This is a genomic window from Rummeliibacillus sp. BSL5 (assembly GCF_052928305.1).
Map to the genome: position 1 here is coordinate 350,923 of NZ_JAVGCV010000001.1, position 21,971 is coordinate 372,893.

The 21,971-nt window shown below is 34.6% G+C and carries 20 protein-coding genes and 2 pseudogenes; 19 read left to right on the plus strand and 3 right to left on the minus strand.

Features of this window, described 5'->3' with window-relative positions:
- Positions 1-260: 260 nt before the first annotated feature.
- The 15 genes from esaA (at position 261) to RCJ93_RS01845 (ending at position 17,175) form a co-directional block, all read left to right on the plus strand.
- Complete coding sequence (esaA, locus tag RCJ93_RS01775; protein ID WP_446738212.1) at positions 261-3,686, plus strand: type VII secretion protein EsaA; 3,426 nt, start codon at positions 261-263, stop codon at positions 3,684-3,686.
- Positions 3,676-4,149 (plus strand): type VII secretion protein EssA, encoded by a 474-nt coding sequence (essA, locus tag RCJ93_RS01780; RefSeq protein ID WP_251646837.1) that lies wholly within the window; start codon positions 3,676-3,678, stop codon positions 4,147-4,149. The genes esaA and essA overlap by 11 nt, the downstream gene beginning before the upstream one ends.
- Positions 4,139-4,402: an EsaB/YukD family protein gene (locus RCJ93_RS01785; protein ID WP_446738213.1), complete on the plus strand. Its 264-nt coding sequence runs from the start codon at positions 4,139-4,141 to the stop codon at positions 4,400-4,402. The genes essA and RCJ93_RS01785 overlap by 11 nt, the downstream gene beginning before the upstream one ends.
- Positions 4,402-5,697, plus strand: a complete 1,296-nt coding sequence (gene essB, locus RCJ93_RS01790) for a type VII secretion protein EssB (RefSeq protein ID WP_446738214.1) — start codon at positions 4,402-4,404, stop codon at positions 5,695-5,697. The genes RCJ93_RS01785 and essB overlap by 1 nt, the downstream gene beginning before the upstream one ends.
- 12 nt (positions 5,698-5,709) lie before the next feature.
- Positions 5,710-10,170, plus strand: a complete 4,461-nt coding sequence (gene essC, locus RCJ93_RS01795) for a type VII secretion protein EssC (protein ID WP_446738215.1) — start codon at positions 5,710-5,712, stop codon at positions 10,168-10,170.
- Positions 10,171-10,172: 2 nt separating this feature from the next.
- Positions 10,173-10,580 carry a hypothetical protein gene (locus RCJ93_RS01800; protein ID WP_251646813.1) on the plus strand — a complete coding sequence of 136 codons (408 nt, stop codon included), beginning with the start codon at positions 10,173-10,175 and terminating at the stop codon, positions 10,578-10,580.
- Positions 10,581-10,593: 13 nt separating this feature from the next.
- On the plus strand, positions 10,594-10,899 hold the full coding sequence (locus tag RCJ93_RS01805; protein ID WP_066788226.1) for a WXG100 family type VII secretion target: 306 nt from the start codon (positions 10,594-10,596) through the stop codon (positions 10,897-10,899).
- On the plus strand, positions 10,896-11,564 hold the full coding sequence (locus RCJ93_RS01810; protein ID WP_446738216.1) for a DUF5081 family protein: 669 nt from the start codon (positions 10,896-10,898) through the stop codon (positions 11,562-11,564). Before RCJ93_RS01805 ends, RCJ93_RS01810 begins: the two co-directional genes overlap by 4 nt.
- Positions 11,561-11,872 carry a hypothetical protein gene (locus RCJ93_RS01815; protein WP_150284633.1) on the plus strand — a complete coding sequence of 104 codons (312 nt, stop codon included), beginning with the start codon at positions 11,561-11,563 and terminating at the stop codon, positions 11,870-11,872. Before RCJ93_RS01810 ends, RCJ93_RS01815 begins: the two co-directional genes overlap by 4 nt.
- Positions 11,869-13,830 carry a hypothetical protein gene (locus RCJ93_RS01820; RefSeq protein ID WP_446738217.1) on the plus strand — a complete coding sequence of 654 codons (1,962 nt, stop codon included), beginning with the start codon at positions 11,869-11,871 and terminating at the stop codon, positions 13,828-13,830. Before RCJ93_RS01815 ends, RCJ93_RS01820 begins: the two co-directional genes overlap by 4 nt.
- Positions 13,831-13,841: 11 nt before the next feature.
- Complete coding sequence (locus RCJ93_RS01825; RefSeq protein ID WP_150284631.1) at positions 13,842-14,078, plus strand: hypothetical protein; 237 nt, start codon at positions 13,842-13,844, stop codon at positions 14,076-14,078.
- A gap of 100 nt (positions 14,079-14,178) precedes the next feature.
- Positions 14,179-14,559, plus strand: coding sequence for a hypothetical protein (locus RCJ93_RS01830; RefSeq protein ID WP_150284630.1), 381 nt, complete (start codon positions 14,179-14,181; stop codon positions 14,557-14,559).
- A gap of 889 nt (positions 14,560-15,448) precedes the next feature.
- Positions 15,449-15,709, plus strand: a complete 261-nt coding sequence (locus RCJ93_RS01835) for an Imm59 family immunity protein (RefSeq protein ID WP_446738218.1) — start codon at positions 15,449-15,451, stop codon at positions 15,707-15,709.
- Positions 15,710-15,919: 210 nt separating this feature from the next.
- Positions 15,920-16,312, plus strand: coding sequence for a hypothetical protein (locus RCJ93_RS01840; RefSeq protein WP_446738219.1), 393 nt, complete (start codon positions 15,920-15,922; stop codon positions 16,310-16,312).
- Between the two features lie 353 nt (positions 16,313-16,665).
- Complete coding sequence (locus tag RCJ93_RS01845; RefSeq protein WP_392993272.1) at positions 16,666-17,175, plus strand: GNAT family N-acetyltransferase; 510 nt, start codon at positions 16,666-16,668, stop codon at positions 17,173-17,175.
- A 114-nt stretch (positions 17,176-17,289) separates the two neighbouring features.
- Here the strand turns inward: RCJ93_RS01845 and RCJ93_RS01850 are convergent, their stop codons facing one another.
- Positions 17,290-17,760, minus strand: a complete 471-nt coding sequence (locus RCJ93_RS01850; protein ID WP_446738220.1) for a VOC family protein — start codon at positions 17,758-17,760, stop codon at positions 17,290-17,292.
- A 307-nt stretch (positions 17,761-18,067) separates the two neighbouring features.
- Here RCJ93_RS01850 and RCJ93_RS01855 point away from each other — a divergent pair, with 307 nt between their 5' ends.
- Positions 18,068-18,925, plus strand: a complete 858-nt coding sequence (locus RCJ93_RS01855; RefSeq protein ID WP_446738221.1) for a glycoside hydrolase family 25 protein — start codon at positions 18,068-18,070, stop codon at positions 18,923-18,925.
- 57 nt (positions 18,926-18,982) lie between these two features.
- Here the strand turns inward: RCJ93_RS01855 and RCJ93_RS01860 are convergent, their stop codons facing one another.
- Together RCJ93_RS01860 and RCJ93_RS01865 are read right to left on the minus strand one after the other, a co-directional pair.
- On the minus strand, positions 18,983-19,477 hold the full coding sequence (locus tag RCJ93_RS01860) for a GNAT family N-acetyltransferase (protein WP_446738222.1): 495 nt from the start codon (positions 19,475-19,477) through the stop codon (positions 18,983-18,985).
- Between the two features lie 159 nt (positions 19,478-19,636).
- A complete protein-coding gene (locus RCJ93_RS01865) occupies positions 19,637-19,936 on the minus strand; it encodes a hypothetical protein (RefSeq protein WP_446738223.1) in 300 nt (99 codons plus the stop codon).
- A gap of 308 nt (positions 19,937-20,244) precedes the next feature.
- Between RCJ93_RS01865 and RCJ93_RS01870 the strand changes: the two genes are divergently transcribed.
- The 3 genes and pseudogenes from RCJ93_RS01870 to RCJ93_RS01880 all read left to right on the plus strand — a co-directional run bounded on the left by RCJ93_RS01870 (position 20,245) and on the right by RCJ93_RS01880 (position 21,916).
- Positions 20,245-20,634: a VOC family protein gene (locus tag RCJ93_RS01870; protein ID WP_446738224.1), complete on the plus strand. Its 390-nt coding sequence runs from the start codon at positions 20,245-20,247 to the stop codon at positions 20,632-20,634.
- 65 nt (positions 20,635-20,699) lie between these two features.
- A pseudogene (locus tag RCJ93_RS01875) lies at positions 20,700-21,283 on the plus strand (GNAT family N-acetyltransferase).
- A gap of 83 nt (positions 21,284-21,366) precedes the next feature.
- Positions 21,367-21,916 (plus strand): annotated as a pseudogene (locus RCJ93_RS01880) (DinB family protein).
- Positions 21,917-21,971 lie beyond the last annotated feature (55 nt).

Here is a 21,971-nt window from a genome sequence, read left to right on the forward strand (position 1 = left end):
GTCTTACCTTTCACCTCTATCGAAACAACAAAAGTGAGGGTTAACTGCCCGGAGAACAAATATTTAGCAAGATCGGAATGTTTGCGAACGGAATAATGCTCAGCTGTGTAGAAACGACTGCTGAGTGAGGTGTCATTTTATTCAACGATGGTTCACTGGTGTAAACGAAATAAATTAGTAGTAAACCTACTAGCTTGAGGACCGTTGAAAACTTTCGACGGTCCTATTGCTCTTTAGATGAAAAATAATGAGGTGTAGAAATGAAGAAATATCGGTTGCCATTTTTTATTGTTTTAGCTCTCCTTTTAGCGGCAATCATTGCATACATACCATTTCAATCGGCAACAAAAGAAAGAACAGAAAAAGCAGATTTTAAAATGGATGTCGCAATTGTTAATCTGGATGAACCTGTAGACTATAATGGGAAGAAATATAACTTTGGAGAAGAATTTAAAAAGAGTTTGGAAAATGACGATTCACATCGTTTCCATTTAGTAGATACAGCAGAAGCAGAGGATGGCATTGCAGATAAACGTTATAATATGGCAATTACCATTCCAAATGATTTTACAAAAAGAGCACTTTCAATCGACAAGGTAAGCCCTGAGCCAATAGAGCTTTCCTACAAACTAAACGAATCTGATAATGAAATTACAAAAGCACAGGCTCAAAAAATATCAGGTGACTTATTAAACTCATTTAATCAAAAAGTAATTGATGTCTTTTTTGCAAGCGTGATAGGGAACCTGCAATCTGCTCAAAATAATGTAAAAGGCATTGTGAAAAAGCAAGACCAACTAGCAGCAACTTACACCTCAGATATCCATGATCCATTAAGAGAATATTCTTCTACCTTAACGCAAATTGAAGACAGCACGAATGGAACAAGAAACTCATTTGTAAAACTGAACAAAGGGTTAAACAACTTTGCACAAGAAGCTCAAAAAAGTGTCAATGGTACTTCAGGATTAACGAATACGATGACAACGATGCAACAGTATATAACGGATGGAAATGATGGACTTAATTCGCTTATAAGCAAAATTACCGAAAACAATGATTCTTTAATGGCCGGCAATACTGAGGAAACATTAGAATATATCAAAGACCAACAAAAACAATTAAACGAATCATTTGCAGCGGATACAGGTTTACTAACAGAGATTCAAACATCTTTAAATTCTACAAGAGATGAAATATCTCGCTCAACTGTAACTTTAAAGGAACGAATTTATAATGATTTATCGAAAGAAGCTTCAGATTTAATTAATGAATCATTAAACGATTCTTTATCAGATCCAAAAAATGAAGCAAAATTGAATGCTCTTTTCTCTGTTCCCAAGGGCACGATTGAAAAAAATATTTTAAACAGCATTGATCAACTACCTTCCCTAGACGAAGAGCAATTAAAAGATTTAGATGTATCAGATACAACGAAAGATCAATTACGTAAGATCATGGCTGCAGCTAAACAATATGCTGTTGAAAACAAGCATCCAATTATTTCAAATGGCCAGTTATCTATTAATGATTATATGCAACAAATGAAACAAAAGCTTGCGACCGAAGGGGCAGTAATCGCTGACGAAGTAAAAATTCCTGCTCAAGAAGCTGGCAGCCGAACATTCGCTATTAGTGCTCCAAACGGATTTGTGACAAAGAATATTGTATTAATGCTGCCAAATGGCGTCGTTTTAAATAATATTCAACCAGGAAAAATTGATTTGCCCACCGTATCGCAAGGAAAAATGAAAGTATATGCAACGTTTGTCTTAGCTGATTACGCTACAGATATTCTGGCTCCAGTTCATTGGTCTTGGTCAATTAATAGCCATAGCGAAGAGACAAATACAGCATTGATGAAGAATATGGTGACACGTGTGTCACTACCAGCTAATTCACTAAATACAAACGAGGCACCTGTTCCCTCGCAAGATGCACCAATTATTGAAGAGGATACCCAAGAGACAACTATCGAAAAACCAGAAGATAATAAAGATACTGGCAAGACAAATGAATCTAATCAAACAACTGATAAAAATGAAGAGTCAACGAACGTACCAAAGGAATCAGAGGAAAAGAGTCCAAATATACAATCAAACTCTTCGAAAAATACAACGATAAAGAAGAAACAATCCACAAAAGCAGGTGATTCAGACGAAAAAGAGTCACCTGAAAAACCAAAGAGTACCGAAACAAAAACTATTACCGATAATGCGATACACCATGAGGTTACAACAATACTTGCAGCGCAGGAGGATATTCCGACTCAACTAGTCATGTCGATTTGGAATTACCAGCGCTTACAAGCATTATTGAACCTTTATTATAGTATTGATGTAACGAATCCAGAGCAATTTGCACAGTTAAGCTATTCCTCATTTGAGCAAGTTGGTAGTGCAAATGCTGATTCCCTTTATTATGCTCTTTCGAATAAAGGGATGAAGGAATTCATCATTTCTACTCTTAAACAAACATTAATAGACAGCACTACTGCAAAACTAACGAATGATATGGAATCTCTTAATGAACAAGTCATTTCTTATAATGATGCACTGAATGGTATTGCAGAGAAGATACCTAACCTATCGCAACAACTAAATGATTCGAAAGAAGTCGCAGAACAACAAGTAGCTGATATTGATGCACTAATACCAACTGCTGCAGAATGGAAAGAAGCAAGTGGTCATCTAGCTGATACTGGCTCGAAGTTGACTGAGCAAAATGAAAAAGGAGGAAAAATAAGCATAGAATTGGAGGATGGTCTTAGTGATTTATTAACCGCAAGCGACACGGTAGCTAGTCGAGCAGAGGCAGCATCTCTTCAAGCTGGCACTGTTTATGATACATTTGATGGCATAAATCAAAAAGCAGAGCAAATTAAAATAGGCGGAACAAACATTGCTCATAAAGCTGATCAGTTAGCTGATAATCTTATTCAAAAGGTATCAAATGATAATGATTATGCATCAAACTTTAGCAATGTCCTTGCGAATAGCAAAATTGGTAATAAATCAAATGAAGCACTCTATGCATTCTTATCAAGCCCTATTGATATGTCAAAATCATCGATAAAAAATGCACGAGATACTCGTTCTACATTCTATTTACTTATAATTTCTTCATTCTTAGCTTTGTTTACAGCATATGTAATTGCTGGATTTAAACGATTCAGCTTTAAGAAATCAGATTTTGAAGACGCTGCACATCAAAGTATAATGGCAACCAATTTGCCAATCACCTTATTTACAACAGTTATTGCTGCTATTGAAGGGTTAATTGTTGGTGCGATTTCTCTAAGCATTAATAAGTCAGCCATTGTTTCACCGTCGATATGGATGACGCTTACAGCATTATGTATGGTTTTATTCGTACTTGCAGCAACATACTTACTTCGCCAATGGAAAATGGTTGGTATGTTTATTATCTTATTGGTGATTAGTATGTACCTATTCTTTACTGAAGCTCTTGGTTTTGACTTTGAAAGATCCCATATTATTCAACAATTTTCTCGTCTATCACCATTGCATTATTTAGAAAAAGCAATTTCAACTATTTTAAATACAAATAGTGCCAGTCTTTTAACCATTTCTATAATCGTTATTTTAGGTTTGATCTTCTTTGTATTAAATCTATTTGTTTTTAAATTTAGAATTCCGAAAGAAGAAGTGATGTATGAAGCGTAAGGGGATTATATTACTGTTAATTGTGATCGCTTGGGTCATGCAAGCAGTATCTGTCCAAGCTGATGAAAAGAATGGACAGTTAGACATTGATATCCATCGCATCAATCAAAACAAAACAAAAGTCGACACAACCGATCATTCTGTTGAAGGAACGGAAGATTTATTTACTGATGAAAGTCTGCAACTGGATAAAGAGATCAGACAAAAAGAGACAGATAAGAAATCAGAGACGTTACATTCCCTTTTTCGAAATGACTTTATGGAACAACAAACACCTTCAACAGATCAATTATTCAAGCAGCCGATTAGTCTGAGTAATATACAACGAGAAGAAACTGCAGAGAGTCCAGCGATTAGCTGGCTCTTTGTCACTATTATTGCTCTGATTATCAGTCTTTTTTGTACAGGACTGTTCCTTTTACTTAAAAAGCTAAGTGTAGGTGAAACACATGATGAATCATAAACGCGTCACAATTGACTTTATGCAGAGCGGTGGCGGCAGCTACGATATTGCCATTTCTCAAAAAATGACTGTCAAACAATTATTGCAGTCTCTTGCCGCAAGTTTGCATACTTCAATTGATTTGAATAGCGTTATTAAATTACCTTTAAAACAAAAAACAATGATGCCTGAAGACAGATTCATGGATTATTCAATATCCAATGGAGAACTACTGGTCGTCTACAGCGAACAAGACAAAAAAGGGGAGTCATAATGGAAGACAAATTAATATTAGGAGCGGTCGAATTATCTGCAAAAAAGAAAGATGACCGACTAATTCTATCTTTGCCACAAGCTGATACCTCTCTTCGCAATACACAGGAATTACAGCTTTTAAATCAAGACAAAAATTACTTTATACAAGCTGATGCTCAGGTGCAAGACGAGAACTTAGAGTTTCATTACTTATTAACAGATATGCGTTTTTTTGAACAGATAAAACAATTAGACCGAGAGCACAAATTACGCATGCTCTTTAATATAGGGCGTTTCAGCTCTATGTTAAACGGGCGTACAACTCTCGTTTTACATCCGGATAATCTAGTCTTTGATATCAACTTAATGCCTTATATGCTTTATCGTGGCATAAAAAATATTCTTCCGCCATTCCAGCATGAAGAAGGAGTGTTTTTAAAGGCTTATAAATGTCTAGCGATTGCTACGTTTTCTAAGGAATTTAAATTTGATGATCTTATGAACGGTGCTTATGAACGAGCAAAGCAGACATCCTTCGAAAAAGCTGTCCATCAGTCACAGAACGTAGAAGAGCTGCAAGCATTATTAAAAAAATATTATGAGGAAGAACATAAGAAAGCAGCTCTAAAGTTTGAAAAAATATCAAAAGCTCAATTTAAAGGTTTTAAAATTGCAACGATTGCTTTAGGTGTTGTTAGTATTGTGTTAATTTCTCTTGTTTTATATGCTTTTAGCTCTAAAATCCCAACAGAAGAGCTGTACAACCAAGCAAACGCATCCTTTATCAATGAAAATTATATAGATGTAAAAGAATCTTTAAAAGACCAAAAAATAGAGGATATTCCCAAAAGTATAAAAAAGATTTATGCGATTTCTAGTATTAAAACTAGTTTGCAAGAGAAAGAAAAACAAACAAACGCAATAAATTCTATATCGTCTATTTCAGATGAGCGTCTTTTAAATTATTGGATTGATATAGCAAGAAACGATTTTAATGGAAGCTTAAAGATTGCAAAAAGCCTAGATGTAAACGATTTGAAAAAGTTCAGCATCATCTTGTATGAAAATCAGTTGAAAAAAAATACAAAGATGAATCAACAAGAAAAAGAGGATAAATTAAAAGATCTTGAAGTTCAATTAAATGAAATAACTGAAGAAGAAGCAGCTGCACAAGAAGCTCAAGAATCTGAAACGCAAAAAGCAGCTGAAGAAAAACAAAAACAAAAACAAATAGAGGCACAAGAAAAACAGAAAGTAGAAAAGCAAAAGAAGCAAAACAAGGAAAAACAAGATAAAAAAACAGACAAAGAATAGGAGGTGAAGGAAATGAAATATATATTGACGGTATCTAAAGGAGACTCCTTCCATCGATATGAATTCCTCGCATCTCAACCAGAGGAAATCACGATTGGTGGAATTACAAAAGCAACTATTACGATGTCATCTGCAAAGAGCGAGATTATTTGCAAGTGGGATGGCCGAGAGTTAACTGCAGATGATAGATTACTAAACTTTAACCAAGTCGAAACGATTGGATCCCTCTCACTTATTGTCTATGAAATGGAAGAAATGTGTTTTGATTTACTAGATATAACACAGTGGACAATCGGAAATGAGGAAGATGATTCAATTTATTTACATAAGGAGAATCCAGGAAGAATATTTATCCAAAAAACAGGGCAACAGGAATATTCCTTCTTTGCTGTTAATAGCAAGCTTATTGTCAATATGTACGCTAAAGAAGAAGGACAATTTTTTGATGGTGATCTGTTAGCAATTGCCGATATTTTATTCACTATTCAGGATTCACAGTTATTCGTGTATAGTCCGAAAAACAGCTGTAAGATTCATTTGCCAAGCCTGGCCATTAAACATCCAGTAGTAAAACATACGTATCATCGTTCACCGCGTGTCCGATACCACCAACCTGATGAGGAAAAAATTATTGCCAATCCGCCAACAAGGCCATCTAAACCAAGCGAACAGCTGGGAAGATTGATTGTGCCGCCATTAGTGATGTTGGCTGCCATGATTTTGGTATCCATCTTTAGGCCTTATGGTATTTATATTGTTGTTATGCTTTCAGCGACCATTGTGACTGTCATTTTCTCGGTTACCTCTTATGTACGAAATGTGAAAAAATACAAAAAAGATATGAAAGAACGAGATGAAAAATTCAATGCATATCTTCGAGAGAAATCGAAGGAATTATATCTTGCACAAAAAGAGCAGGCGGATGCATTAACCTATCATTTTCCACAGATTCCTGAGCTATTACAGCTGTTGCAGGAGCAATCTGCAAGAATGTATGAAAAAACGCCATTTCATAATGATTTCTTATCCTATCGCTTAGGTAAGGGACCAGTGGATGGTAGCTTTCCCATCAAAATTAATGTAGAAGAATTCACTTTAGAAGAAGATCCGCTGATGGAAAAAGCCATTGAATTAGAACGTCAGTATAATCATGTTGACGATGCACCGGTTATAGCTGATTTAAGAAGCGGTGCAGTAGGTTATATCGGAAAACGTCCACTTGTCTTGCAGCAACTGAAACAAATGATCGCACAACTAGCATTCTTTCATAGCTATCATGAATTGCAGTTTGTAATGGTCTTCAAAGAGCAAGAGAGGAAAGAATGGGATTGGATGCGTTGGCTTCCACATGCGAGCTTACAAAATATAAACGTCCGTACATTTGTTTATCACGAACGTTCTAGAGAGCAAGTAATGAACTCACTTTATCAAATGTTAAAAGAACGCAAATTGGAAACGGAAAAGAAGAATACCCGAGAAGCAAAAGTTTTCATTCCACAAATCGTTTTAGTGATTACAGATGAAACCATTATTATGGATCATACCATAATGGAAATTCTTCAAGATGATTGCCGTCAGCTGGGTGTTTCTGTTGTATACGTGCAAGATGTTGTAGAATCACTACCTGAGCATGTATCAACAATTGTACGAGTTAAAGATTCAACGACAGGGGAATTATTTATTCAAAATAATGAATTGAAAAAGCAATCATTTGAATTGGATTCTGTTGTTTCAGATAGTCTGCTTGAAGAGTTGACGAGAAGGTTAGCAGGCTATGAACATCTGCAAAGTCTAGAAAATCGTATTCCTGAGAGTGTAACGTACATGGAAATGTACGGTGTGCAAACAGTTCAAGATTTGCAAGTATTAGAACGCTGGCAAAAACATAAACCGTATAAAAGTCTAGCTGTACCGCTTGGACTTAGAGGAAAGGATGATTTGGTTTATCTTAACCTTCATGAAAAAGCACATGGACCGCATGGTTTAGTAGCAGGTACTACAGGTTCTGGTAAATCGGAAATCATCCAGTCATATATTTTATCTTTAGCAACTAACTTTCATCCTTATGATATCGGTTTCTTATTAATCGACTATAAAGGAGGGGGGATGGCAAATTTATTCAAAGATTTGCCGCATTTACTTGGCGTGATTACTAACCTAGATGGTGCTCAATCTATGCGAGCGTTAGCATCGATTAAAGCCGAGCTTCGAAAACGCCAGCATATTTTTGGTCAACATGAGATTAACCATATTCATCAGTATCAAAAATTGTATGAAGAAAATAAGGTACAGGAACCAATGCCTGAACTCTTCATTATTTCGGACGAATTTGCAGAATTAAAAGCCGAACAGCCTGATTTTATGAAAGAACTAGTATCAACAGCGAGGATTGGACGGTCTCTTGGTATTCATTTAATCTTAGCAACTCAAAAGCCAAGCGGCGTTGTAGATGATCAAATTTGGTCAAACTCGAAATTTAAACTCGCTCTTAAAGTACAAAATGAAAGCGACTCAAACGAAGTCCTCAAAACGAAAGATGCAGCTGAGATTACACAGCCAGGGCGAGCTTACTTGCAGGTAGGGAACAATGAAATCTACGAGCTTTTCCAAAGTGCATGGAGTGGAGCTACCTACAAAGGCAACCAGACAGCAGAGGATGTAGAAGATTTTACTATCTATACAATTAACGAGCTAGGTCAGTATGAGGTGTTAACAGAGGATTTAAGTGGCTTATCACAACAGGACGTACCAAAACGGCAATCCACAGAATTAGAGGCAGTAGTTGAAGAAATTCATCAAGCTGCAATAGTACAGAGCATTCAAGCACTGCCTAGACCTTGGCTGCCACCGCTAGAAGGTAGAATTAGCCGACATGAATTAGGCGATGTAGTGAAAGAAAAGCAACGTTTAACAGCAAAAATTGGCATGATTGACTTGCCTCATGAACAATCGCAAATACCATTTGCACTGGACTTTGCACGAGATGGTCATGTCGCTATTTTTGCAAGCCCAGGCTATGGGAAGAGCACTATGCTTCAAACAATAGCCATGCAAATAGCGGAGAATTATACACCAGAAGAAGCCCATTTTTATTTACTCGATTTTGGAACAAATGGATTACTGCCACTTCGTAAACTACCGCATACAGCAGATATAATTCGTTTAGATGAAGAATTAAAGCTGCAAAAATGGATGAAACGCATCTCAGAGCTTATCAAGGCACGTAAAAAGCTTTTAAGTCAAATCGGTGTCTCAAACGCTGCGATGTATAAGGAATTAACGCATGAAGAATTACCTGATATTCTGATTTTCGTAGATGTAATGGATGCTGCAAATGAATCACCATTAAAAGATGATTTTGATAGTTTGATGACAATCATTGCACGAGATGGGGCAGGCCTAGGCATCTTCCTTATTCTAACTGCAAGTAGACAACTGGCTATTCGTACACCAATCTTGATTAATATCAAAACTCAAATCGTACTGTATATGATTGATCAGTCTGAAAGCAGAGGAATTATGGGGAAAGCAGATGTATCCATTGAAGAGATGCCAGGCCGTGCGTTGATTAAATTAGATGAGGTCACACTCATGCAAGTAGCACTACCTGCAGAAGGTTTGGATGATGTACAAATTGCTGAAAACCTTCGTAAGGCAATTGATGAGATTCAAAATCAGTGGCATGGTAAAAAGCCTGCACCAATTCCAATGGTACCAGAAATCGTAACAGAAGATTTCTTCTGTGCATTGCCGTCTGTTAAGGATGCTTTAGCAAATAATAAATGGCCAATTGCTGTGGATATGGAAAAGGTAGAAGCGGTGTCAATTGACTTTAACTCACATCAGCATTTACTCGTTATTGCCGATACTGAAAGAAGATTTATGCAAGCATTTGAAACCATTTTATATGCAATGGATCAATCGAATATTGTTCCTCAGCTATTAATAGTCGACCAAGTAACAGCCGCTTATAGTTCCTTGCATAGTGGCCAATCGCAATATGTCCAAAACAATGATGATGTAGTTGCATTAATTGAACAATTACTTGAAGCACAGCAGGCGAGACAACAATCTTATATCGAACAAAGAGAAAATGGCATTACTTCTTTAAGAGCGTTTGTACAACAACTAAGCCCTATTGTTGTGTTGTTTACCGATATGGAGGCAATTATTAATCAACTGTCATCCACATCGCAGTCTCAATTAGCGAAGGTTATCTCAGAAGGGGCTACTTACGGCCTGCATCTAATTTTCGGTATGAATAGCCAAATGACAAGAAGCTATGATGAAGCCTCAACGGCTTTAAAGAAATTAAGTACAGCATTATCAATGGTCCGATTAAATGATCAATCCGTTTTAGAAGTACAAAGACCATATCGTGAAAAAGAGTTGAATGCTTCAGAAGGCTATATGATAAAAGGTAATCATGTTGAGAAAGTGAAACTATTATCCACAATGAAAGTAGGGGTGTAGATATGGCGTGGGAAGATTTAAATTTCTTTAATTGGTTCTTAAATGGAAATGAAATCAAAGCTAAACAATATCGTCAATTATCGCGGGCTCTAACAAATGATAAGGAAAGGTTGGAAAGCCGCATAGATGATATTGAGGGTTCTACAGATGCCTATCAGCAAGAACATCCATCTTTAAAGAGCGAAGGATTTCCTGCAAATTTATATAAGACAAAACAATCACTCGTTGACCAAAAGATGCTAAAGCTAATGGAAGAGTTAAAAGGTGAAAAAAAATCCTATACCTCAGCGATTAATATTGCCAATGAACGAGCTGGACATTATCAAAGGCTGGGAGATGAAGAGAGAGAAAGAGAAAGAGAACGAGAAAGAAGAGAAAAAGAAAGAGAACTAGAAAAACAAAAAAAGTAATAGGAGGGTCAATATGTCTCAAGATGTTGAAATTAATGGCAGCCAATTAAACGAAGCTATTGCTCAAGCAAAAGTAATCAAAAGAGCACTTTATGATGCAAAAGCAAGCGCTGAAGGTTTTTCCAGTACATTAAGCGGTTCAGAATGGTCGGGTCGTGCCAAAGATGAATTCACAGCTTTTTTGGATATCATCATCCAATATCACGATGACATTTGTGGAGCAGCTCAAAAAAATCTGGAATCCCTAGAGAAATTAAAAAAACATATGGATGAGTTGATGCAAGAAGACATTGTTGTTGAAGTGGAGGGGATTGGATGACAGCAAAATTTACTTCAGAGGAATTATTACTCCTTGCCTCTGCATTTGATTGCCGCATGCTTTTTGGCTTGCCGGATAGGCAATTGCTAGTAATGAAAAATCAACAAGGCTTTGAGGTGGCAAAACAAGGCCTTGTTGATAAAAATATTATGGATGTTGAAGGTAAGTTAACGAAGGATGGCTTCACTCTTGTAAAGGTGTTAGAGCAATATGCTTCAAGTGACCGTTATATAAGGCTTGATAACCTGATGACAGGCTTTGGCAAGGATGAGCACCTCATTACTATCAAATGGCTCGAAGAGGGGAAACTCCAGTTGTTTGTTCACCAGGATATTGCTTTTCTAAAGAGAGTTATGGAAGGCTACCCACTCTTTAATCGCGAGCCCTTACAGGAGGATACGAGCTATTTAAAGAGGCAAATTCAAATGGAAGAGACTGAAGAATACTTTGAATCAGGGAACCCGACTGTTCAATTGGAATGCTTTACTATCAATTATGAAGAACAATCCGCAACTGCTGAGCAATGGATGTTTTTTGAAAATAATGGGCAGCTGCAAGGTATTGATATCGAAAATAATATAGTCTATCAGCTGAGCCAATATTTTCTTGTGAAGAAAATTTACGATTTTTATCGTTTTCCTTATAAGGAGGCCCACATTCAATGAGTCAAGAAATAAAGATGAGTGTAGACGAAATGGTGTCTTTTCTGAAATATATTGAAAAAATTATTACAGAATTAGAGGTCAACATGAAACCTGCTATCGAAAATTTGAACAATATTCAATTCTACCTAGATGGCAAGGCAAAAAAGAATATGGGTTCCTATACGGATGCGAATAATCGGATGCTGGAGTTAAACAATTTATACAGCCGTGCTTTCTCTGTAGTCAACGGCATTATGAATAGCATGATAGAAGAAGATGAAGCCCTTGCCACAGAAATAGCGAAAGGACTGGGGCTGATCGAAGAGTGAAGCTATTATACGAAGCGGACAAGTGGTCAAAAGTTGCTAGTGCTTTAGAAAAGGTTAATGAAGCCCACAAATACGATAATAAATATGAAAAGTCAGATGATCTATTCAAAGACTCCAAAGCTGAAATATCAGAAAAGGATATAGATCATGCCATATCTTTTAAACCCAAAACCTATGAACCAGAGGCGAAACCCATTCGCCAAGATTATAAAAAGTTATATGATTATGCTAAGGGAATTGGCAAAGTAATTGATGAAAAGGTAGATGATCCCTTCTATAGATCGATAGACAGGTATATTCAATCAATGGCTGATCTAAATATTTCTTCTTATAATACAACCAACACCATACATGTTGAAGAAGGCTGGTTGTTCAAAACCGATAAAACAAGCATTACAATAGATGATTTATATGAAGCAGACACCACTTATTCAGAAAATCTTAAAGAAGAATACAATCAATGGAAACTGCAAAATAAAGATCAAGAAGATGTTTCAGAAGAAGATTATCGTACTGCGGCGCTTAATACAGGAGCCTTCGAATACGAAGGCTTACGAGCAGGCCAAGAGAAGAAGGAATTTTGGTTTAACCTTATTGCTGCGGGACTTGTTATAGGTTTGACGATTGTCTGTCCCCCAGCAGGACTAGTAGCCGGTGGTATTTACACTGCTGTTGATATGGGAGGAGCCATAAAAGGGGAAGATTTGATTTCGGGAAGAAAGCTCTCGGACGATGAACGAATCATGCGAGGCGTTTTTGCCATTGCTCCCGCAGCAGGCGGACTGGCTATACGTACGACTCTCAAAAATGTTCCCGCACTTGCTAATGTGGTGGTTAGAACATCTAAAGCTTTGGATAAAGCTGTCAAGCCTATCAAAAATTCTGTAGATAATCTCGCATTGAAAACAAAACAAACTGCAGCAAACGCCATTCGAAATGCGAATCATCTGGGAAGACAACATGCCAACCAGCTAAAATATATGCTGAAGCATCCAGTGAACGCAGCAGTAACATCCAAAGCAGGAGAAACGACCATCAAGAAATCAGCTAAATTCATCGACGAAGCATTGCGGCCAGTACATATCAAGACAGTACAGACAACAACAGGTGAGAAAGTAGTCGCAGGACTTCAGCGGGGTGAGAATACAGGTGAAGTTTCGAAGAAGGCAGATGATTATGTTGCTAGGATGAAAGCAGATAAAGAAATAACCTCAGTTAAAAATGAAAATCTTAAATTTGAACATGTTGGAGAATATTTTGATCATATAAATGAAATTGGAAAAAGAAATGATCTAACTAAAGAGGAAAAGCTTCAGAGAATTCATAAGGCTTATGATGCTTTAGGAGATACAAAAGGTGATATTACTGTAGTATCAAACACAAAATATTTAATGAACGAAGCATTTGATAGTGATACAGGTAGAATGCTTATTGATTGGCCGTCTAAAATGGGCTTTATCGAAGACTCAATACAACCTATAAATAGAAGTAACCCACTTCCAGAGCAATGGGATAGGATTGGCGGAAAAGGGGGTGAAAATTTCACTATAGTACCAAAAAATGGAGTGCCTTATTCATACGACCAGCGTGCTATACCTTATTTGGATAACCCTACTGCTCGACATACAGGACAATTTAAAAATGATTTATATTTTAAGGCAATAGATGCAATTAAAGATGGGAATTTAGAAGATTTAAATCAAATTTTGAAAATGAATGATAAACTACCACTTACTATTACCGATTTTAAAATAATTAGTAGTTATTATAAAGATTCTATAGAAAATTTAAAAAACTCTTTCGGAGATTTAGAAGTAACATATGGATTAAAAGGTAACGCAGCACCATGGATTAATAGTAATACTGGTAAGAAATTAATGGAAGGAGGTGCTGACCAAATTGTAACACCATTAAGTGGCACTATATTAGAGAAAATAGGAATCATACCTGCATATTAGGAGGAGAAAAAGTGACAAAAGCCGAGTTTATTGAACGCATAAAAAAAGAAAACATTAGACCAGGTGAATACCTCATCGTGTTAGATAAAATAACAGACGCTCCTTTAGTATTAGGGTGTGTATTAGAGGATAATAAATGGAAAGTTTATCAAACGAAAGAACGTACCGGGCATTTTATTATTGAAGAATTTAATAGTGAAAATGATGCGTTTGATTTTTTTTATGAGACAATTTTATTCTATAGCTAAGAGAGATATTTTTTTCATCTTCCGTTTTGAGATGATTAAAAATCCGAAGAAGATAATAATTTTTTACAAATAAATCAAAGTAAAGTAGAGGGAGAGAACAATGAATATTAAAGTTAAAAGGAACACTGGCATTATGGGTGGAGCAACACCTGTATCTTTAAAAGTAAACAGTCAAGTGGTTAAAAAGTTAAAAAACAATGAAGAGTATTCAATATCTTCAGATGCAGGAAAAGTAAAGGTTAAAGCAAATCAATGGTTTTTCGGGAGTGAAGAAAAACAAATAGAGAGTGGCAGCAGAGTAAACATTAAAATAAATAATACAGCTTTATTACTATATGTTATCTCACTAATTATTGTATTTGCAGGTGGCTTTACGAGTTTAATTGCTTTAAGTTTTATAGGATTGATTGGAATTGTAATTACAGTTATTTATTCTACAAAACGCTGGTTTAAACTTGAAATTGAAAGCATTGCTAATTAAAACTGATTAATGAATAGTAAATAATCTATCTTGCGCCAAAAGCACTTCATTGCTCTTTGGCGCTTCTTAGTAATCAAAAAGTGTGAAGTTACTTTGATAGAAGAATATATTCTAAGTATGATTTTTGAAGACATGTAACAAAAGATATAATTATCATATCGAAAATAAAGCTAAAATAGATGGTACGTTTAAAGACACTTATAACAGTCAAATGAGAGAGAAAATGAATTTCAAATCGTGACAAGCGATTTACTAATTGGTACACAATTGAATTTACAGAGTAGATAGAGAAGAATGGAAAGGTTGGGTTTCAAAGCTTGATGTAACCTTTGTTGAAAAAAAGAGACCGTTTAATCCTTTTGATTTAGCGTAATTATCTCATCTATAATCTAGTATTAATGTTAAAGCAATACCGCAGTACCCCCTAAGGTGTGTAAATCATAAGGTAAAAGAAATAATTAAATATGATAGTAATAGTGAAACGAATGCTATTGACCATATTGTAACTCCTCTAATTGAATTGACGATAAGGGAATGGGAGGTGAATAAGTTGACTAAGGAAGAATTTATTGAGCGAATCCATAAGGAAAATATTAGACCCGGGGATTATCTAATGATGTTAACTAAAATAACGGATGTGCCTTTAGTGTTAGGATGTGTACATGATAATGGCAAATGGAACATTTTCGAAACTTTGAACGTGGAGGTCACTATATAATTAAGGAATTTAATGATGAAAATGAAGCATTTGATTATTTTTATGAATTTATATTAAATCGTTTTAAAAACTCATAACTAAATTTACTTGTAATCCACAATATTTTTACTTTCAAGAGATCTGTTTATAAGAGTGAAATTTAAACCAATAATAAATGTAGGGAGAGTTATTTTGATATATGAAGAAGTAGCACATATAATAAAAGACCAAAAATTAAAAAATTACTTATTTTTTGAAGAGCCTAACTATGAACCAAATCATGTAGGAATATTAAAAAAAGATAATATCTATGAAGTATTTGCTACCTCTGAGAGAGGTGCTATATCAGGTATTAGAACCTTTAATTTGGAAGAAGAGGCGCTTGAAAATTTTATTTCAAGACTTGAATCTTTAAACCGGTTACTCCAAAAAAAATTATTCAAAGGTTATTAAAGTTAATCTTTCGCATTATCTGAGCTTTAGTCCATAAAGGAGAAGTTAATGGATATTAGGGAAACTTTAAATATAAGGGGTAAATAGATTTATGATTAAAGATTTGAAGTTTGGTTGGTACTGCAAAAACTTAGTTAAAGAATATAAACTATTTGCCAACATTTGCAGTAAGTATCATTTAGTAAAGTATTTGATTTGGGGGAAGGAATATTGAAAAGAGGCATATATGGAAAATACAATAATAAGGAATATAAAATAATAGCTGATATGAATGACAACATTCTAATAATGACTGAAGATAAAGCTAAAATTGACCAAACATTTAAGGAAACTAACCGAGGAGGAATTTTTAAGAAAATTGTTGAACCACAAGAACTATCAGAATGTGAATCTATATTCTCTTATTGCTTAATTGATGATGTGAAAGTAAACCTGATCCAAGAACGAGAATATCAATATCAAATTGAAACTAGTGATTTATTAATCGGTATAAAGCTGAATTTGCCTAGAATAGATAGAGATACATGGCTTGGATGGATTCCTAAAAGTAATGTAACATTGATTGAAGAAAGGAAACCGTTTAATCCTATTGATTTAATGTGATGAGTATCTAATTTTGTTTAAGTTAATAATTAAGTGAGTAGTGGTTAAAATGATTTGGATTATATGGAGTTTATAATGGATTTGAATATGAGTTAGATGTTGATATGGCAGAAAATATTTATATTATAACTATGGACACAAGTAAAATTGATAATTCTTTTGAAGTTAATGAAAGCGGTAACAACTTTGAAAAAATTGCGATCCTGATGCACTGTCAAACTGTATTAGTATTACTTCTTTTGGCTTAAAAAATGGTGAAAAAGTACAAATTCTACAAGAACAAGAAAATACATATCAGGTAGGTAAGTTTTATTATTAAGAATTATTAATAAACAGATAGGAGAATTAGTTACATGTTAGAAAGCAAAAGGACAATTCTAGTTAAATATACAGAAGATGAGATAGGATATTTAGAGAAATTACTTAGTAATCCCAAAATGGTCAGATATATTGGAAATGGAAAAGTACGTAGTAGGGAACAAACAATAAATTTTTATAATTGGATTATTGAGCAGTATAAGGAGAATGAGAATTACGGCCTTAAAATCATAAAAGATAAAACTTCTAATAAAAATATAGGTCACGCAGGACTAGTCCCACAAATTGTTGAAGGGAAGGAATTTGTAGAGGTGGGTTATTGGATTGAAGAAAATTATTGGGGGAAGGGATATGCATCGGAAATTGCTCAAACTTTGATAACTTATGGTTTACAAAACTTGAAACTCCCCGAATTAATTGCTCTCATTCAGAAAGGGAATGCTGCTTCTGAGAAAGTAGCCCTTAAAAATGGCATGAAAAAAGAAAAAGAGATAATGGTAAATGGGAAAATTGTTAATTTATATAAAATCTCGTTGAAAAAATAAAAAGAAAAAAACACGCTTGAAGGTTTTCAAACGTGTAAGTAAATGGAGGTAATTAGGCAGTTGGCAGACCGTCTAGTTCAATTATAATCCGTTTTTCACTTAATTATTCACAAATCAATTTAAACCTTTTTCTTTAATTTGTTCCCACGTTTTTAATGACATTTGTTCAAATGCCTCCTCGAAGTTTAATCTAAGAGGTGATATACATTCCAGGCTATTTCCATCTGGGTCTTCAAAATATATAGCTGCATGAGCTTGTGGATTATTATTTAACACTAGTGGTTGCTCCTCATCAGAAAACCCAAAAGCTGATTTTATAGTTATGCCTCTTTCTTCTAACCAATTTTTAATATCATTCATATTTGGTCTGTCAATTCGAAATGCAACATGTCTTAGCGATGGATGATAAGGAGTTCTCACTTTTTCTGTTTCCCATAAACCTAACCAGCTTTTTCCTTTATCAATCCAAAAAAACACTACTTTTTCTGATTGATAGGCAATCTCTAGATCCAATTTTAGATAGAATTCAACTGACCTTTTAAGATTACTTACTGGTAAATGTGCTTCATAAAGTCCTTTAATCATTAGATTTCACCGCCTTCATTTATATAATTATATTTTTAATATAAAAAAATTTGAGTTAAGCGACATACAACTTTAGATTGAACTGTTGAACTTATCCTTTAAGTCAGATTTCTTATTCTAAAAGCTGTAAAATTGTAAAAATATTTTCAAAGGATTGCATGGAGCAGTCCTTTTTATTTTGAATTGAGCAAGGCAGATAATGATTGTATATACATGATTCATTGCAGTTGTCCTGTATGGTGTTTAAGTAAAAACATATATTGTTAATAAAAGTAAGAGGTTGCATGCACAAGCTTAATGAGAGGAGGTGGTTATAATCGCAGGTGCAATCGTAGATATTTCTCATCATCAAGGTACTATAAATTGGTCGAAATTTTCAAAAGCGGTCGATATGGTAATTATACGAACACAGGATGGATCTAGCGTTGAAGATACAATGCACACTTATAATGAACAACAAGCTATAAAGTATAAGGTGCCATTTGGCGTTTATGCATTTAATCGTGCTTCATCTACCGCTGCTGCTAGGATAGAAGCTAAGAATTTCTATCAACGTGCTAATAAAAATACAAAGTTTTATGTAATAGATGTTGAAACATTTTCAAGTTCAGAATCAATTGGTGGTAGCGGGGAGAGTATGCGTTCTGTTATTAATGCATACGTTGCGCAATTACGTGCTCTGACCAAGAAAAAGATTGGCTTATATATCGCAAATCATTTATACGACGATCTACATTTAGATGTGACTAAATTTGATTTTGTCTGGATACCTAGATATGGAGTGACACCCCCTAGTCATCCATATGATATGTGGCAATATACAGAGACTGGTACTGTAGAAGGCATTAGTGGAAAAGTAGATTTAAATCGACTAGCTGGCAAAAAAACGTTAGCTTGGTATATAGGGGATGATCCTAAGGAAGAAGGTACAGAAAATATTAAGAAAGGAGAGTTGACTATCACACAGTATGAGGAATTAAAAAAGAGAATTGAAGAACTAGAAAAGGCTTTAGGCAAAAAAGATAGTAAAGTGAGCGAGGTTCATAAAGAGGGTTGGGCTTGGGCAAAAAAAGAAGGCATTATGGATGGGCAAAACCCTAAAAAGTTCGTTACACGCGAAATGCTGTCCAGTGTATTATTCAAGAAATTTAATAAAAAGAAATAATTACTAGCCCCTATGACTGAGATCTAAAATCTCTTAGGGGCTTTCTTAGAGATGCTACTAAACTTTTAAATGTAAAATATGCTGCGGACCTTTAGGGCCTTCATAAAATTCATTCTTATCTTCAAACCCTGTCTTCAAGTAAAGGTTGTAAGCAGGAATGTTTTTCTTATTAACACCAAGCACTATTTCATTAATTTCTGGTAAATTTTCTTTCACAAATTTAGGCAATAGCTTGAGCCCCATTTTTGCTAAACCCTTTCCTTGATTTCTCGAATCAATTGAAAAAGCAGTGAGTAAACGGGCATTAGAATTGTTGCTGTACTTCAAAAGCTTTTCTCCGTCTTCTAAAGCAAAATAACCTACAGGTAAATGGTTTTCCATAATTAATATATGTTTAACGCTATTAGAAACTCTGAGGTTTTGAATCTTATCTAATGGCATACTTGTGAATTCCAATTGTTCTCTTGATAAATGGTAAGCTGATAACTGCTTCTCATATGTATTTTTGTATTCAACCAATTCAATTGAATTTTTTAAGGTTTCTGTTTGCATCCAGTCGACCTCCTAATATTTAGTTATTTCAGTATAATCTAATAATAGGTTATATACAATAAAAATAGAGGATGGATAAAACTCTAAGAACCAAATCTCTCTAAAGTAATGAGACGAAACTTAATTAGGCGAAAGCATAGTTAGCTTTTTGAGACGAGTTTACGTCTTCTTTTTTTTCTTTGCTTTTTTCTGTTTGTAAGTTATATAAGAAGTTCTTAATGATGCGTAACTTCCGATGGCAGAATAACCATAAAACCATCCCATAAATAGGCCAGCAAGTAAATCGCCTCTATGACTAATAAATACTGAAATAAATAATCCTAGCACGAGAGCAACAGTTGGAACCCAGAAAGGCTTTATATGAAAAAATCTTTTTAAAATCTGTGTAATAATTATAACAACAGGGACTGCAATCACTGCATCCCAAAAGTTTGTATGTATCGTTGGAAAATGTTCCATTGTGCACCTCACTGTATAAATATATCTGTTTATAATATTTCCATCTAGGCAGGGGATTATACTAGAGAAATTAATCTGCCTCGAACTTAGGCGAGCTAAAAGGGAGCTTTTCGGAGTCTACTTACACACTTGAATTAAATATTTGTCCAAAGTTAAAGCCTATACTAGAAGAGAGATAATATGATTGATACAGCTAACTTGTATAAAAGCCTTTATTATCTCCACTATTTAAAGGAACACCAAATAAAAAGGAATTTAAACGTTTTCTATAGAAGTTATTAGTAATTTTAAAAAAGGTGGTCTTTGTTATGAATATAAATACAAATGCATCTCCAATTTCTTGTAAGATAAACAATGTTTTCATTCATGTTAGTGACCTGAAAAAATCTTCAGAATGGTACTGTAACTTACTTGGTATTCCATTTAATGAAGATCATATTGAATCACCTGTATTCAATATTCCTCTTCCTTCAGAGACTGGACTTACACTGGATGATCATAGTTTTGACCCTGGATTTAAATTAAATCCCTCAGATCATGTATTATTTAATTTTTTCGTAGAGGATATTAATGAAGCGTACGATTTTATTGTGGGCAAACAGATTACCATTACAAAAGAAATTGAGCGTATTGGTGATTTCGCTTATTTTAACTTTAGCGATTTAGATGGCAATATATTAATGATTTGTAATAACTAAATATCAAAGAGCCATGGTTTTTGCACATGGCTCTTTAACTAAAATAATAAAGGAGACCAAATTTGATGAGAACAAATAATTTTCCATTAATAGAAACGGATAGATTGATCTTAAGAGAGTTTAGCAAGGATGATGCGGATGATCTTCTAGTATATTTATGGATAAGGAAGTAATGAAGTATATGGGGCTAGAGCCATTTAATTCTATTGAGGATGCATTAGATGAAATTGCGTGGTATAAGTCAATTTTTGAAAAGGGAACAGGAATGAGATGGGGAATTTCGTTAAAAGGGCAGGATAAGATAATCGGTAGTTGCGGTTTTCTAAATAGGGCTACACAGCATTACCGTGCTGAAATCGGATATGAATTAAGTAAAGAACACTGGGGAAATGGAATAGCAAGTGAGGCTATAGAAGCGGTTATTAATTATGGATTTAAAGAGTTAAATTTACATAGAATAGAAGCATTAATTGAACCACTTAATTTACCTTCTCAAAAAGTATTGGAAAGAAAGGGGTTTCTAAGAGAAGGACTTCTGAGGGGCTACGAGTTTACTTGCGGGAAATTCGATGATGTTTATATGTATTCATTGCTGAACCAGGATTTTAAAAGAAAAGAGGAAATAGGTAATCACTCTACTTCTGTTTAAGTTCTCATTTTTTAAAGGAAAAGTTTAGATTGGCTCATTTTTAGCGATTTATCAAATTGGAGGTCAAAGCTAGGAGGGATTGAATGGATATTGGAAATGAATATCTGAAAGTTATAAAAGAGAGATTTAAAAGAGTAAAAGATTTAGCAGATAAAACGATAAGTCAATTATCTGAAGAAGACCTTCACTGGAAAGTAAACGAAGCTTCCAATACCATTGCCACAATAGTAAAACATGTGAGTGGAAATATGATATCTAGATGGTCCGATTTTTTAACGTCAGATGGAGAAAAATCTTATAGAAATCGCGATCAAGAATTCAAAGAAGATATGCCATCTAAACAAGAAATTATCTTAATTTGGGAAAAAGGATGGGATACCCTACTAAATACATTAAAAGAATTAGAGAGCCCAGATTTATTAAAAAATATAACCATTCGCGGAGAAAAACACACTGTGTTAGAAGCAATTGAGAGGCAAATGGCTCATTATTCTTATCATGTGGGACAGTGGTAAACAAATAAAAAGTGAAAATTGGAAAACTCTAAGCATCCCGGTAGGTAAATCAGAAGATTTTCTTCAGCAGATGCTAAATAAACATCAAACATCAGCCTTTAAAAACAGAAGAGCATAGAAAATGAATTATTAAAAGAGAGTAGCCTAAAGCTCTCTCTTTGTTCCTTGTTGAC